General features: G+C 60.1%; 15 protein-coding genes and 1 other annotated feature. Of the genes, 9 read left to right on the top strand and 6 right to left on the bottom strand.

The features are described 5' to 3' along the window. Positions 1–125 precede the first annotated feature (125 nt). The 4 genes from NI000_RS24330 to NI000_RS24315 all read left to right on the top strand — a co-directional run bounded on the left by NI000_RS24330 (position 126) and on the right by NI000_RS24315 (position 2,828). Positions 126–1,046: an alpha/beta fold hydrolase gene (locus tag NI000_RS24330; RefSeq protein WP_253413977.1), complete on the top strand. Its 921-nt coding sequence runs from the start codon at positions 126–128 to the stop codon at positions 1,044–1,046. 58 nt (positions 1,047–1,104) lie between these two features. Continuing rightward, the gene (locus tag NI000_RS24325; RefSeq protein WP_253413976.1) at positions 1,105–1,626 is read left to right on the top strand and encodes a hypothetical protein; all 522 of its coding nucleotides are present in this window, start codon (positions 1,105–1,107) and stop codon (positions 1,624–1,626) included. Then, positions 1,583–1,966 (top strand): phosphotransferase, encoded by a 384-nt coding sequence (locus tag NI000_RS24320; protein ID WP_253413975.1) that lies wholly within the window; start codon positions 1,583–1,585, stop codon positions 1,964–1,966. The genes NI000_RS24325 and NI000_RS24320 overlap by 44 nt, the downstream gene beginning before the upstream one ends. A gap of 154 nt (positions 1,967–2,120) precedes the next feature. Continuing rightward, positions 2,121–2,828, top strand: a complete 708-nt coding sequence (locus tag NI000_RS24315; protein ID WP_253413974.1) for an HD domain-containing protein — start codon at positions 2,121–2,123, stop codon at positions 2,826–2,828. 9 nt (positions 2,829–2,837) lie between these two features. Here the strand turns inward: NI000_RS24315 and NI000_RS24310 are convergent, their stop codons facing one another. The 6 genes from NI000_RS24310 to NI000_RS24285 form a co-directional block, all read right to left on the bottom strand. Then, on the bottom strand, positions 2,838–4,010 hold the full coding sequence (locus NI000_RS24310) for an aminotransferase class I/II-fold pyridoxal phosphate-dependent enzyme (RefSeq protein ID WP_253414006.1): 1,173 nt from the start codon (positions 4,008–4,010) through the stop codon (positions 2,838–2,840). Between the two features lie 66 nt (positions 4,011–4,076). Next, positions 4,077–4,300 (bottom strand) — a binding site (T-box leader). A 99-nt stretch (positions 4,301–4,399) separates the two neighbouring features. Beyond that, positions 4,400–5,014, bottom strand: a complete 615-nt coding sequence (locus NI000_RS24305) for an ABC transporter ATP-binding protein (protein ID WP_253413973.1) — start codon at positions 5,012–5,014, stop codon at positions 4,400–4,402. Then, complete coding sequence (locus NI000_RS24300; protein ID WP_253413972.1) at positions 5,004–5,945, bottom strand: ABC transporter ATP-binding protein; 942 nt, start codon at positions 5,943–5,945, stop codon at positions 5,004–5,006. Before NI000_RS24300 ends, NI000_RS24305 begins: the two co-directional genes overlap by 11 nt. Positions 5,946–6,003: 58 nt before the next feature. Beyond that, entirely contained in the window at positions 6,004–6,873 is an 870-nt protein-coding gene (locus NI000_RS24295) for an ABC transporter permease (protein ID WP_253413971.1), read from the bottom strand. Then, on the bottom strand, positions 6,870–7,856 hold the full coding sequence (locus NI000_RS24290) for an ABC transporter permease (RefSeq protein ID WP_253414005.1): 987 nt from the start codon (positions 7,854–7,856) through the stop codon (positions 6,870–6,872). The genes NI000_RS24295 and NI000_RS24290 overlap by 4 nt, the downstream gene beginning before the upstream one ends. Before the next feature lie 25 nt (positions 7,857–7,881). After that, entirely contained in the window at positions 7,882–9,477 is a 1,596-nt protein-coding gene (locus NI000_RS24285; RefSeq protein WP_253414004.1) for an ABC transporter substrate-binding protein, read from the bottom strand. 395 nt (positions 9,478–9,872) lie between these two features. On the opposite strand from NI000_RS24285, the gene NI000_RS24280 reads away from it, so the two are divergent. The 5 genes from NI000_RS24280 (at position 9,873) to NI000_RS24260 (ending at position 14,726) form a co-directional block, all read left to right on the top strand. Then, positions 9,873–10,196: a metal-sensitive transcriptional regulator gene (locus NI000_RS24280; RefSeq protein ID WP_253413970.1), complete on the top strand. Its 324-nt coding sequence runs from the start codon at positions 9,873–9,875 to the stop codon at positions 10,194–10,196. A 13-nt stretch (positions 10,197–10,209) separates the two neighbouring features. Continuing rightward, complete coding sequence (locus tag NI000_RS24275; protein WP_010493235.1) at positions 10,210–10,410, top strand: copper ion binding protein; 201 nt, start codon at positions 10,210–10,212, stop codon at positions 10,408–10,410. Between the two features lie 99 nt (positions 10,411–10,509). Continuing rightward, positions 10,510–12,753 (top strand): heavy metal translocating P-type ATPase, encoded by a 2,244-nt coding sequence (locus tag NI000_RS24270; RefSeq protein WP_253413969.1) that lies wholly within the window; start codon positions 10,510–10,512, stop codon positions 12,751–12,753. A 225-nt stretch (positions 12,754–12,978) separates the two neighbouring features. Next, on the top strand, positions 12,979–13,659 hold the full coding sequence (locus tag NI000_RS24265) for a response regulator transcription factor (RefSeq protein ID WP_253414003.1): 681 nt from the start codon (positions 12,979–12,981) through the stop codon (positions 13,657–13,659). After that, complete coding sequence (locus NI000_RS24260; RefSeq protein ID WP_253413968.1) at positions 13,656–14,726, top strand: sensor histidine kinase; 1,071 nt, start codon at positions 13,656–13,658, stop codon at positions 14,724–14,726. Before NI000_RS24265 ends, NI000_RS24260 begins: the two co-directional genes overlap by 4 nt. Positions 14,727–14,809 lie beyond the last annotated feature (83 nt).

The raw sequence follows: 14,809 nt of genomic DNA, 5'->3' as shown, positions 1-14,809 counted from the left end.
GGGCTCGAATCGCATCCCTTCTTTATAAATGAAAAGCCGGTCGCTTTCGCCGAATGGCGGAACGGCCGGTTTTTTTGCGTTAATGATGGAACCGTGAGCACGCATCTTTTGCGAAGGGGAGGGGCATGCTAGTAATTGCATTTCCCTTCCAATTCGGAAAAGAAGGCGGTGAAGCGGTCGTGCCATTTGCCAAGATTAACGGAACGACGCTGTACTATAAAGTGAAAGGCTCCGGCGTTCCGATCGTGTTCATTCATCCTCCGATGCTGACGAGCAGCAATTTTGCGGACCAACTGGAGCATCTTTCGGGCAGGTACCAGATTATTGCGTTCGACATTAGAGGCCACGGACAGAGCGGGCAGTCTTCGGAGCGACTTACATACAGCCTGGTGGCGGAAGACATTCGCGGGCTGCTCGACCATTTGGAGTTGAAAAAAGCTTATTTGTGCGGGTATTCTACCGGCGGATCGGTTGCGCTGGAAGCGATGCTCCGCTATCCCGACCGGTTCTACGGAGGGATTCTGATCAGCGGCATGTCGGAGTTAAGCGACTGGTACCGGCGCAGCGAGGTTTGGGCGGCGGTCGGGCTGATGGGGCTTCGCGCCAAGCGGATTGTCGCGGCGGTTATCGCTTGGGGCAATTCGAACAAATGGAAGACGTTCCGGCGTCTTTACCATACGGCCAAGGAAGGACAGCTGCGGAACGTGAACGACTACTTCAAGTGCAGCCTGACGTACAACTGCACGGAGAAGCTGGGGCAGATTCAAACGCCGGTCCTGCTCCTATACGGGGTGAAAGATAAAGAATTTCACCGGTATGCCCATATCCTTCACCACAGACTGCCCGACAGCACGCTGCATTTCTTGCCCAAGGTCGGCCACCAGCTTCCGACCAAGTCGGCGTCGTTGGTCAATGCGTTAATCCGCAAATGGATCGACGAGCGCCATCCTTGGAAGACGGCAGACAAATCCCGCCAGCAGGTACCGTCCTTGCCGGCTTTTCCCCCGCCGGATGAGCCACAGGTTGAAGAGACAACGGAGGTGTAGGCATCGGCTCGATGATCCACACAGGGGAGGCATGCAACCTTAGGAAAGGGGATCGAGAATGGATGTGCAGCCCGCCGAAAAACAAGTGCAGGAGTGGGCAAAAGCAAGCGCCCGTTCGTTAGGGTTCAAAGGCTCGAAGATCGAAGCGAAGTATATTTGGAATCCGGGAGGATTTGTCAACCAGTCCTACCGCTTATCCGATGGCGAAACGGTTCGGCATATAAAGCTCGTGCAAGACCAAAGAGTCCCTCGTTTAAAACAGTGGGCCATGCTAAGCGGGCATTTGACCGACCATTATCACGCGCCGCGGTTGATCGAAGAGGTGACTCAAGAAATCGTTCCCGGTTATTCGTACGGTTTAGTGTTTGATTATATTCAAGGAACCCCGCTAAGTTCTTGTTCCACCCCAAAAGCCGTCATTGAAAAAGTCCTTAAAGCATTAAACCGGCTGCATTCGGATCAAGAGCTCAAAAAAGGAGCCGAGGCTAAAGCTCGCTCATATTCGGAGGCGTTTGCCGAGGAGTACATTACGCGATTTGAGGAAGATTTTTCAAAAGAAAGCGAACGATACCGTACATAACGATATCAACTGGCACAACGTGCTGGTGGAAGAAAACGGCGGTTTTTGGATGATAGACTGGGATGATTTAGCGGTGCATGGAGATGCCGCCATGGATTATTCCGTATTCCTTTGGCCGCTATATGGATCCAAAGATTGGCCGTATTGGGAAGAGCGGCTCATGGATTTGGAAGGCAGCGAACGATTCGAACGGATGGAGATTTATTTTAGGACGAAGCTGCTTGACGACGTGATCGATGTTCTTGCGGATTACATTGAAGCGGAGAATGTGCCTGAGGTGAAGCAACGGACACAGCAGCGGGCAAAAGAATACATCTTCGCGCTTATCCTGAATATCTGAAGCGATATGGCAAGTAACCTCTTATCATTCTCCGCTATTATTCATTGATTTCTCACCCGGCTGCAATCCATGCGCTTGCGGCCTTCTTTGCGCGCCGCTCCGAGGCGTAGTACAATAGCGAGACGATACAGAACTGGGAGAGGATGACTAGCTTATGGACCCGATCAAACGAGAAAAGCTGCTAGAGCAGGCTGCTGCTTATGCGAGAGCCGAATTGGAACGAGACAGCAGCGGCCACGATTGGTGGCATATTGTCCGAGTGACCCGCACGGCCAAGCGGCTGGCGGCAGTCGAGCGGGCGGACACGTTCATCTGCGAGCTGGCGGCCCTGCTGCACGACGTAGCCGATGAAAAGCTGAACCCGAGCAAGGAAGCCGGCCTGCAAAAGGTGGAGAACTGGCTCGCCGAAGCGGGAACGGACGAAGCGGATCGTGCTCATGTCATGGACATTATTTCGACGATGTCCTTTGGAGGAGGACGCGGCCAGCCGATGCGCACCGCCGAAGGCCGGATCGTGCAGGACGCGGACCGTCTCGATGCGATCGGCGCGATCGGAATCGCCCGGGTGTTCGCTTATGGAGGCTGGAAAGGCCGGCCGATGCACGATCCGGAGCTGCCGGTTCGGGAGAACATGACGCCGGAGGAATACCGCAGCCATCCGGGAACGGCGATCAACCACTTTTACGAGAAGCTGCTGAAGCTCAAGGATTTGATGAATACAGATGCCGCCCGCGCCTTGGCGGAGGAGCGTCACCGCTTTATGGAGCGGTATTTGGAGCAGTTTTATAATGAATGGGACGCCGTGGACGGAGCGTTTGGTCCGGCCGGGGAGACCGCTTCTCCAACTGAGACAACGTCCTGATAACCGGTTTCACTCGAACTGCTTCAGGAAGCGGCCCATCCGCTCGATCGCCTCGGTCAAATTTTCCACCGAAGACGCATAGGAGCAGCGGATATGGCCTTCCCCGGCGGAGCCGAGAGCGTTGCCGGGCACGACCGCAACCTTTGTCTCCTCCAGCAGCCGCCAGGCGAACGTCTCGGAGGAAAGGCCTGTGTGCCGGATCGACGGGAAGGCGTAGAAGGCTCCCCGGGGCTCGAAGCAGGGCAGGCCGATCTCTTTGAAGCCTTTCAGCACGAGCCGCCGCCGCTGATTGTACGAGCTGACCATCTCCTTCATTTCCTCCGTGCCGTTCCGGAGCGCTTCGATAGCCGCTTTTTGCACCGTAATCGGTGCGCAGATCATCGTGTATTGATGGATTTTGGTCATCGCGGCGATGACTTCGGAATGTCCGCAAGCGTACCCGAGCCGCCATCCGGTCATGGCGTACGCTTTGGAGAAGCCGTTCAGCAAAATCGTCCGGTCCCGCATCCCCGGCAGCGACGCAAAGCACGTATGCTCGCCCTCGTAAGTCAGCTTGTCGTACACCTCGTCGGAAATGACGATCAAGTTATGCTTTTCCACGACTTTGGCGATTTCGAGCAGATCCTCCCGGGGCATCGTCGCGCCGGTCGGATTGTTCGGATAGTTGAACAGCAGCGCTTTGGTCCGCGGCGTGATCGCGGCCTCCACCTGCGCGGCGGTCAGCCGGAAATCGTTGTCCGCCGTCGTGTTCAGCGGAACCGGCACGCCGCCAGCCATCGTGACACATGGCGCGTACGAGACGTAGCACGGCTCGGCGATCAGTACCTCGTCCCCGGTATGGACGATTGCACGCAAAGCCAGATCGACCGCTTCACTGACCCCGACCGTAACCAGCACCTCGCTGCGAGGCTCGTAATGCACGTCGTAAAACCCGTGCAGGTGAGCGGCAATTTCCTCCCGCAGCTCCAGCAAGCCCGCGTTGGACGTATACATCGTGTATCCTTGCCTTAGAGACTGAATCCCCGTTTCCCGGATCGCCCAAGGCGTCACAAAGTCGGGCTCCCCGACGCCGAGCGAAATAATGCCGGTCATTTCCGACGCGAGATCGAAAAACCGCCGGATGCCGGACGGCGGCATATCCCGGATGACGGGGGAGAGGCGTTCGGACCAATTCAAAGTCATAATATTCACCAGCTTTTCATGGATTTGTTCGTGCAAATTTGCAAATAAAAAAGCCCCCGTCCCCAAAAAAGGGACGAGAGCTGTTGCTCACGCGGTACCACCCTCGTTGACTCCACTACATACGAAGTCCACTCGGTCCTATAACGGCGGAACACCGGCCAACTCCTACGGCTGCAAGCTTCAGAGGGCGACTCCAGGGTGGCTTTCGGCAGGGCTTCTTTCCCGGGCTCGCACCTTCCCCGGGTCGCTTGGAAATACGCCGTGCTTACTTTCCCCATCGTTGTCTTTCACGAAAAATAAATTAACAGTACTATAGCACGGGTCGTTTTCGGCTGTCAATCGTCTCTTCGGACGGGGGCGCCGCCACAGCGCATTGGACCATCCGAAGTTCAGTCCGCGCCAGTAATCTCGTTCCAGTTCACGACATCAGTGCAGAGATGCCGGATCAAGCCCGGCTCGTGGCTGACGACGAGCACGCCGAGCTGCCGCTGCCGGGCGATCGAGAGCACGGCCTGCCATATTTGCGCCTGCGTGATCGCGTCGAGCATCGTCGTCATTTCGTCCGCGATGAGAAACCGCGTTTGCGGCCCCAGCGCCCGCGCGACGCAGAAGCGCTGCAGCTCGCCGCCGGACAATTCGCTAGGCCGCCGGCGGAGCCATTCCTGCTCGATGCCCAGCGCCTCCAGCAGCGCCGGATCAGGCTCTCCGCCTTCGCGCAGGACGCGGTGCATCGGCCACTTCGGATTCACCGCCTTCTCCGGGTGCTGGAAGACGAGCTGCACCGGGTGATAGCCGCTGTGTGGGAGGGGCTCGCCGCCTAAAGTAATGCGCCCTTCCGGCGGCTCCTCATACCCGGCAAGCAGCCGGCCGAGCGTCGTCTTGCCGCAGCCGCTCGGACCGACGAGGCCGGTCAATTCCCCCGGCGTTAGCGTCAGGTCGACACCCCGGAATAGCCAGGCGTCCCGGCCGCGCCGGTATCCGAGACCTCGCGCTTCAAGTCGCATGGATGCACCTCACCGTCCCGCCGCGCAGCTCCCGCATCGCCGGCCGTTCGCGGCTGCAATCCGGGCCGGCCGCCGCGCAGCGCGGCGCGAACAAGCAGCCAGGCGGCAGCGCGGACGGATGCGGCTGGACGCCGGGAATCGGCGTGAAGCCGTTCTGCGGCAGCGCCTGCCAGAGCGCCCGGCTGTACGGGTGGCGCAGCCGCGCCCCGTCGCCGGAGAAGTCGCCGGCGGGCGCCGTTTCGACCGTCGTCCCGGCATAAAAGACGGCGACCTTGTCGGCAAAGGGGAGCACCGACTCGATGTCGTGGGTAATGAGCAGCACGGCGCAGCCTTCGTCCGCCAGCTCGCGGAAGCGGCTTAGCGTTTCCCGCACCGCCGCGGGATCAAGGCCGGGCGTCGGCTCGTCGGCAATGACGAGCCGCGGGCCGCCGACTGTCGCCGTCGAGACGAGCACCCGCCGCGCCATGCCGCCCGACAGCTGGAACGGGTACTGCCGCTCGGTCCCGGGGGCAAGACGGTAGCGGTCAAAGATGCGCCGGACCGCAGCGTCGGCATCGCCCTTGCGGACCGAGCTTCGCACTTGGTCGCCTACCCGCATCAGCGGGTCGAGGAAATTGACCGATTGCGGCACCAGCGCAATCTCCTTGCCGCGCAGCGCCTCCTGCCGGGCAGGGATCAGCGGCTCGCCTTCGTACCGCAGCGTCCCGGAGACGGCTGCGTTGTCCGGCAGGATGCCGAGGATGGCGTGGGCGAGCAGGCTTTTGCCGGAGCCGCTCGATCCGACGACCGCGAGCAGCTCGCCCCGTCCGACCGTGAGGTGCAGACTGTGGATGACCTCCACCGTAGATTGGCGCAGTCCGCGGTCGTACCGCGTGAAAGCGACGGACAAATCGTTCACTTCAAGTACAGGGACATGAATATGTTCAGGCATAGATTCAGGCACGTTGCGCCGAGCCTCCTCTTTGTGTCATGCTGCGGGGCCGGATGCTTCAGCTCTGCGGATTCCGCGGATCGAGCAGCAGACGCAGACTTTCCCCGGCCCGGTCGAACGCCCGGACAACGATCAGCAGGCAGAGGCCGGGGAAGACGGCCAGCCACCACATGCCGGTCGACAAATACCGCATCGACTCGGACAAAATAATGCCGATCGCCGGCTGGTGTGGCGACAAGCCCAGGCCGATAAACGTCACGCCGGCTTCGTGCAGGATCGCATGGGGGAACAGCAGCAGCAGCCCAACGAGCAGCTGCGGCAGCAGGTGAGGCAGCATATGCCGCGTCGCCACTTGCCAGCGGGACTGCCCGAGCCGCCGCGAAATTTGCACGAATTCGGCGCTGCGCAGCTGCAGCACCTCCGCGCGAATGACCCGCGCCAAGCTCGGCCAATGCGTCAGGGCGACGCCGATCACGATGCCGCGCATGCCGCCGCCGAAGACGAATGCGATCAGAATGAGCGTGACGAGATGCGGCACGCTCAAAAACAAGTCGATCAGCCATGCGACGATCCGGTCGGCCGTCCGGCCCATCGTCGCGGCGATGAGCCCCAGTGCCGTCGCTATGACCACGCTGCAAGCGGCGGCGATCAAGCCGACCTGAACGCTCAGCGCAAGGCCTTTGAGGGTGCGGGTAAACATATCCCGCCCGAGCCAGTCGGTGCCGAACGGGTGCTGCAGCGACGGCGGAAGATTGCGCCACTCCAGCCGGGTGGACAGGTTGTCCGGGTTGAGCAGCAGCCCGATGAGCAGGGTTCCCAGAATCAGCACGGCCGCGCCGATCGCCGCGATCAGCGCCCGATGTCTCCGGCCGAGCCGCGCCCGGGGGCGAAAGTGCGTTGAACCGTTGGACATCTGCAACTTATTCATAGCGCCCGTCCCTCCCGGATTCGCGGATCGACCAAGCGGTAAAGCAAATCCGCAACCAGATTGCCAGTGAACACGAACAGGGCGCTGAACAGCACGATGCCGAGCAGCAGCGGAACGTCGCCCCGCAGCCCCGCTTCGACGGTGGCCTGTCCGAGGCCGGGATAGGAAAATACCTGCTCGGCCAAGACCGCCCCGCCGAACAGCTCGCTGAACGCGGTGAACTGCAGGGACAGGGCAGGCAGCGCGATGTTCCGCAGGCCGTGCCGCCGGAATAGCCGGAAGCCGCGCTCGCCGCGGGCCCGGGCGAACAGCACGTAGTCGCTGGCGAGCACGTCGAGCAGCTTTTGTCTCGTATGCAGCGCGATGTTCGAGATGCCGACGATACTTAAGGTCAACGCGGGCAGGATCATATGCTGCACCCGGTCACTCCACGTGACCTCCTGCGCCAGCACCCCGGCAGGGACGCCCAACGCGACCGGAAACCAGCCCAGCCACACCCCGAACAGCAGAAGCAGCAGCAGGCCCATCCAGAACGCGGGCGTGGAGGCCAGCGTATAGCAGTACCATTGGATCAGCCGGTCGATCCACGTATCTTTCTTCATCGCGGCCAAACTGCCTGCCGCAAAGCCGAGCAGGCCGGACAGCAGCCAGGCGGCGCACATCAGCGCCAGCGAGCCGGCAAACCGCTCGCCGATCACCTCCGCCACCGGCCTGCGGTAAATCATGGAGGTGCCGAGGTCGCCCTGCAGCAGGGCCGCCCCCCAATTCGCGAATCGTTCGGCCGGCGGCTTGTCGAGTCCCCAATGCTCGGCGATCTGCTGCCGCTGCTCCGGGCTCACCCGCATCATGTCGGCCCCGACGTAGGCTTGAATCGGGTCGATGGGCGAGGCGCTGACGAGCACGAAGGAAATTGCGCTGATCGCCGCCAACAAAGTGGCCAGCCGGACCGCTTTCAAGCCTAAAAACGTAAGCAAGCTGCGCATCATCTCATAACCTCATTTTCCGGACCTAGTTGTTCCATTTCCATTCTTCGATATTGTCCGTAACCGGCCAGCCGTGGCCGTGCGGATGAATGCGCTGCTTCCCGATATCCAGCTTGTCCTTGACCAAATACAGATGGTCGATGTTGACCAGCCAAGCCCATGGCGCATCGCCCTGCGCGCTGACGCCGGTCGTGCCGTCCCATTGGGCTTTTTTCCAAAATTCCCAGGCGTCCTCTTCCTTCGTGGCCCGGAGCGCCTTGTCCATCCAGGCGTCCACCGTCGGATTGCTGTAAAACCCGTTATTGTAATATTCGATGCCGCGGTATTTGCTGCTGTACACGTTGTACATTTCGAGCGGATCGTTGCTGCCCCAGCCCATCATGACGGCACTGGAATGCATCAGCTTCTTGATGTCGTCCCAGCTCTTGCCATCGACATTGACTTGAATGCCGACCGGCTTCAGCATGTCGGCTACGGCCAGCGCCAGCGATTGCCGCGTCACGTCACCCGAAGGGTAGATGAGCGGGAATTGCGCTTTGAGCGCCCCCTTCTCCAAGATGCCGTCGCCGTCGGCGTCTTTCCAGCCTGCATCCGCGAGCAGCTTCTTCGCGCCTTCGACATCGGCGTCGGGGGTGACCGTCTGCGGATTCCACCAGGGCAGCCGGTCGTTGATGGTGTAGGCCGGCGTACCGTGTCCTTCCAATACGCCTTGGACCAGCGCTTTGCGGTCGATTGCCGTGTTGACGGCTTTGCGGATTGCGATATCCGCCGTCACATCGTTGCCGATGGGATTGCCGTCCTTCGTAATCGTCCCGGAACGGATATAAGGAAACACGATGCCGCGGTTATCCACGGTATGTACGGCTTCGACCCGCATTCCGGCTACCGGCTGCTTGCTGAAGGCGGCGGGAATGTAAGCGGCGTCCACTTTTCCGGCCTTGGCGGCGGCATAAGCGGCATCCTCGTTCAGAAACAGAAACGTCAGCTTCTTGAAAAAAGGCTTCGGCCCGTAATAATCCGGATTCGCTTCGACGATGACCTGCTGGCCCCGGTCCCATTGCACGAGCTTGTACGGCCCGGACCCGACCGGCTTCTGGGCGTAGTCTTGACCGTGGGCGTGCTTCGGCACGATGCCCGTCTGCACGAGCAGCGTCAGGAACGTCGATTGCGGCTCCTTGAGCGTAAACTTGACCGTGGCGCCGTCCGCGGTTTCGACGCTTTTCATATTTGTGAGATCGATAATGGAGCCGTTTTTGGACGCCGTTTCGAACGTATACTGTACGTCGGCGGCCGTCACCGGCTTGCCGTCGGAAAACTTCGCGTCGCTCCGCAGCTTGACGGTCCATACCGTCCCGTCGCCGCTCACTTCGTAGCCGGTGGCCAGATCGTTTACAATTTTCATTTCGGCATTCCGCTTCAGCAGCGTGCTTTGAAACAGCGGCGAGCCGTACCGTCCCCAGCCGGTTGTCGGATCGAAGCCGGCTTCCGGCTCGGAGCCGACGGCCAAGATCAGCTCGTCTTTGGCCGCGGCCACCGGGGGTTCTTCCTTCTTAGCGGTCGGGGGGGTGCATCCGGTTAAGATAAGGGCAAGGATAAGTCCCCATACGATCACCTTGAGCATTGCAGGATTGTTCACGTGTTCTCAACTCCACATCCGTAGTTATCTTATCGTCTTTTTTCATCGTGTTACGATTTAAAAGTATTGTAGCACACGCTATAGGGGGAGTCACTACGAACGGACAAAAAAGTCAGCCGGACTGGGTGCCGCGGCCGGGTTTTGAGCAAGTGTCGGACTGTTCATAACTGCCTTGAACAAAAGGCTGCATCGTCCCTAAAGCAGGGAAAGGCAGCTTTGTTCGAGGTAGGGTGCGGGTCGGAGCGGACACTCAGGCTTGGTTTAGAATAGCCTAGGAAATGGAAAACTAAAGCCGGAAGGCTGCTAGAAAAAAAATGCAATTCACCCGTTGACATAGGGTAGGGGGGTATAGTAATATGAAACCAAGAGGAGGGAACACAATGGAAAACATCACGGAGGCGGAACATTGCTGCTCCACGGACAGCGAAAGAAAAAGCCATCATTCCGATAAAGTCAAAGCCAATCTCGTCACCCGGTTAAACCGCATCGAAGGCCAGATCCGGGGCGTGAAGGGCTTGATTGAGAAAGACACGTATTGCGACGACGTCCTTAACCAGATCGCCGCGATCCAATCGGCGCTGAACGGCGTCGGCAAGCTGCTGCTGGAGGGCCATATGAAGTCCTGCGTCATCGAGCGCATCCAGGCCGGCGAGCACGAAGTCGTCGATGAATTGCTTACCACTATCCAAAAATTAATGAAATAAGGAGCGATCCCCTATGCAAACCATTACGTTGAAAGTCGAAGGCATGTCCTGCAACCACTGCGTCAACTCCATCGAGGGCGCTTTGAAAAATATCGGCGCGACCGGCAAGGTCGACCTGGCCGCAAAATCCGTTCAAGTACAGTATGAAGAGTCGAAAACGAATCCGGATGCGATCAAAGCCGCGATTGAAGACCAAGGCTACGACGTGGTTTAATCCGCGATTCACCGGTTTTGCCGAGGTGCGGCTCCGGCCGCTCTCTTTTTTTGATTAAAATATACCCCATACGGGTATATTGAGAAGAGGTGCTTAGCTATGGAACAGCGATTGGAACAACAACAGCAGCCGGATCAGCAGCAAGCCTCGCTTGCCATTACGGGCATGACCTGCGCAGCCTGCGCGAACCGGATCGAGAAGGGCTTGAACAAGCTGCCCGGCGTCGGGAAAGCGACCGTGAATTTTGCGCTGGAGACGGCTCACGTGGAATACTCCGGGCAGGCGGTATCGGTGGACGATATGATCCGGAAAGTCGAGCAGCTTGGCTACAAAGCGGGGCTGAAGGAGGAACGGCAGGACGACGGCGACCACCGGCAAAAAGAAATCGCCGCGCACCGTACGAAGCTGATCTTCTCCGCGATTCTTTCGTTCCCGCTGCTGTGGGCGATGGTCAGCCACTTTTCGTTCACCTCGTGGATTTACTTGCCGGAGGCGCTGATGAATCCGTGGGTGCAGCTTGCGCTCGCGACGCCAGTGCAGTTCATCATCGGGTTGCCGTTCTATACCGGAGCTTACAAAGCGCTGCGCAACAAGAGCGCGAACATGGACGTACTCGTCGCGCTGGGCACGTCGGCGGCTTATTTTTACAGTCTGTATCTGACGCTGGAGTGGGCCGCGGCGGGCTCCCTGTCGCACCATGGCATGCCTTCCATGTATTACGAGACGAGCGCCGTGCTGATCACGTTGATCGTGATGGGCAAATGGTTCGAGGCGCTGGCGAAGGGCCGCTCCTCGGAAGCGATCAAGAAGCTGATGGGCCTGCAGGCCAAAACAGCGCTTGTCGTCCGCGACGGCGTCGAGCTAAGCGTGCCGGTGGAAGAGGTGCTGGCCGGAGACGTCGTGCTGGTGAAGCCGGGCGAAAAAATTCCGGTCGACGGCATCGTTCTTGATGGCATGTCGGCGGTCGACGAATCGATGCTGACCGGCGAAAGCATCCCGGTCGAGAAGAAGCCGGGCGACGCCGTCATCGGCGCCACCGTCAACCGGAACGGCAGCCTGCGGATCCAAGCGACCAAGGTCGGCAAAGAAACGGCGCTAGCGCAAATTATCCGGGTCGTCGAAGACGCGCAGGGCTCGAAGGCGCCGATCCAGCGGGTGGCCGACCGGATCTCTGGCATCTTCGTGCCGATCGTCGTCGGAATTGCAGTTCTTACGTTCTTGATCTGGTATTTTGCGGTTGTTCCGGGCGAATTCGCCAATGCGCTGGAGAAAGCGATCGCCGTCCTCGTCATTGCATGCCCTTGCGCCCTGGGGCTCGCGACCCCGACCTCCATCATGGCCGGATCGGGCCGCGCGGCGGAGTTCGGGATTTTGTTCAAGGGCGGAGAGCATTTGGAATCGATGCACCGGATCGATACGATCGTGCTGGATAAAACCGGCACCGTCACAAAAGGGAAACCGGAGCTGACCGATGTCAGCATCGAAGCTGCGGACGAAGCGACGGTTCTGCGTCTGGTCGCTTCCGCCGAGAAGCAATCCGAGCATCCGCTGGCGGAAGCGATTGTGGAAGGCGTCCGCTCGAAAGGCATCGCGTTCTCCGAAGCAGAACGGTTCGAAGCGATTCCGGGCTACGGCATCGCCGCCGTCGTCGAAGGCCGCGAGGTGCTGGTCGGCACACGCAAGCTGCTGCGGCGCGAAGGGATCGAATTCGCGCAGGCCGAGGGTACGATGGAGCGGCTGGAATCGGAAGGCAAGACCGCTATGCTGATCGCCGTGGACCGGCAGTATGTCGGCATGGTCGCGGTAGCCGACGCGGTCAAAGAAACGTCGCAAGAAGCGATCGCCCGCTTGAAGCAGGGGGGCATCGAGGTCATCATGATCACCGGCGACAACCGCCGGACGGCGGAGGCGATTGCCCGCCAGGTAGGCATCGACCGCGTACTGGCCGAGGTGCTGCCGGAAGGAAAGGCCGCCGAGGTGAAGAAGCTGCAGGCGGAAGGGCGCAAGGTCGCCATGGTCGGCGACGGCATCAACGATGCGCCGGCGCTCGCGACGGCCGACGTCGGAATCGCCGTTGGCACGGGGACGGACATCGCCATCGAAGCGGCCGACGTGACGCTCATGCAGGGCGATCTCATCCGCTTGCCGGACGCCGCGGCGATGAGCCGGAAAACGATGGCCAACATCAAGCAAAACCTGTTCTGGGCGCTTGCGTACAATACGCTCGGTATTCCGATCGCAGCGCTAGGCTTCCTGGCCCCGTGGGTGGCGGGAGCCGCGATGGCGCTAAGCTCGGTGTCGGTGGTGCTCAACGCGCTCCGATTGCAGAAGGTGAAGCTCTAAAAGTCTGGTGAATAACGAGTGGAGCAACCGAAAGCATTCTGTAGAAACGAAGCGGTCGCCTTTGTTTCCAGCGATCGGAAGAATGCTTTGGTTGCGCAGCGCCAGTTATTCACCGGACTTTCAGGTAGAGCGGAAGGCGGGTGCCCGGTTGCTGGGCGCCCTTCTTTCGGTGAATACGGCAGGTCGGAGAGGAGCTGCAAAGCCGCGGTGAGCAAGACGATTCTCATGGTCGACGACGAGACGAAAATCAGGGATGTCGTCACTTCTTATCTGCAAAAGGACGGGTACCGCACGCTGGAGTCCGCCAGCGGCTCGGAGGCGTTGGACATGCTGGAGCGAGAGGCGGTCGATCTTGTCATTTTGGACTTGATGCTGCCCGACATGTCCGGCGAGGAGGTATGCCGGCGCATCCGGCAAAGGTCCTCGATGCCGGTCTTGATGCTAACGGCCAAGGTGTCCGAGAACGACCGGGTGACCGGGCTATCCATCGGTGCGGACGATTATGTGCTGAAGCCGTTCAGTCCGCGGGAGGTGGCGGCCCGGGTCCGGGCGATCCTGCGCCGCACGCAGGACGACGCCTTGCTGGCGGACCGGATGGCGTTCGGCGGCGGCGAGCTGGTGATTCTCACGTTAAAGCGCGAAGTATACAAGGATGGCGATCCGGTCGCTCTGACGCCCAACGAATACAAGCTGCTGCTTACGCTTGCCCGTCACCCAGAGCGTTGCTTCACGAGGGACGAGTTGATCGAGAAGGTGCTCGGCTTCGACTTCGAAGGCGACGAGCGCACGATAGACCAGCATGTCAAAAACCTGCGGCAGAAGATCGAGCCGGTGCCGAAAGAGCCGCGGTATATCGTAACGGTGTACGGCGCAGGCTACCGGTTTGCCGGAGGGGCTTGGCCGTGAGAGGACTGTATGCCAGATTTGCACTCGTGTTTATCGGATTAACGTGCGGGATTCTGATCATGGCGCTCACGGTATTGCTTGTGCAGGCACACCGCCATTTTGTGATGTATCAGCAGCAGGCGGCGGTGAGCGCGGATATGGTGACGTTCAATGCACATCTGGAGCAGGCGATTGTCCAGTCGGTCGTCTGGATTGCCGCCGGAGGCATCGTCTTGGCGGCCTTGGCCGGCTTGTACGCGGCGAAGCGGATGGCTGCGCCGCTCACGGCGATGAAAGCGATGGCGGTCCGCATGGCCGGGGGCGAGCTGGAGGCCCGCACGGAGGTTCGCGGGAACGACGAGCTGGCCGATTTGGCGCAAGCGATTAACGCGCTGGCTGCGCAATTGGAGAAGCAGGAGCGCTTGCGGAAGACGATGACGGCCGACGTCGCGCATGAGCTGCGCACCCCGTTGGCCACTTTGAAGAGCCATATGGAAGCGATGATGGACGGCGTCTGGAAGCCAACGCAGGTCCGGCTCGCGGCTTGTCACGAGGAGGTCGAGCGGCTGAGTCATCTGGTCGGCGATTTGGAGCAGCTGACGCAGATGGACTCGCCTCATTTTCGGCTTCGCCTGCAGACGGAAGACTTGTCGGCCATCGCCGCTCAGAGCGTGGAGACCGTCAAAGCCGCTTTTGCGCAAAAACAGGTCGCCCTCCGGTTCGCCGCCCCGGCACAACCGGTGCTTGTCCAAGCGGACAGGAGGCGGATCGGGCAAATTTTGGCCAATGTGCTCAGCAACGCCTGGAAGTACACGCCCTCCGGAGGCCGGGTCGAGGTGACGGTGGAGCACGCCTTCGGCGAGGCGCGGGTCGTCGTCGCGGATACCGGAATCGGTATTTCCGCCGAGGAGCTGCCCTATGTGTTCGAGCGGTTCTACCGTACGGATAAATCGCGGAATCGCACCACGGGGGGAAGCGGCATCGGACTGACCATCGCCCGGAGGCTGGCGGAAGCGCACGGCGGACGCATGGAAATCGAGAGCGAGGTGGGCCGGGGGACGGCGGTGCGGATTTGTTTTCCGGGATAATGCTCTGCGGGCGGAGTGATGATCTTCACAAGATCTTCAAAAGCTTCCCTTACACTAAAAACAACCGAGAGAAAACAGGAGGG

Origin of the sequence: Paenibacillus tyrphae (genome assembly GCF_024158745.1) — a bacterium.
Taxonomy (GTDB): domain Bacteria; phylum Bacillota; class Bacilli; order Paenibacillales; family NBRC-103111; genus Paenibacillus_G; species Paenibacillus_G tyrfis_A.
The sequence above is the reverse complement of the archived record's forward strand: the minus strand, read 5'-3'. Positions and strand labels throughout refer to the sequence as shown.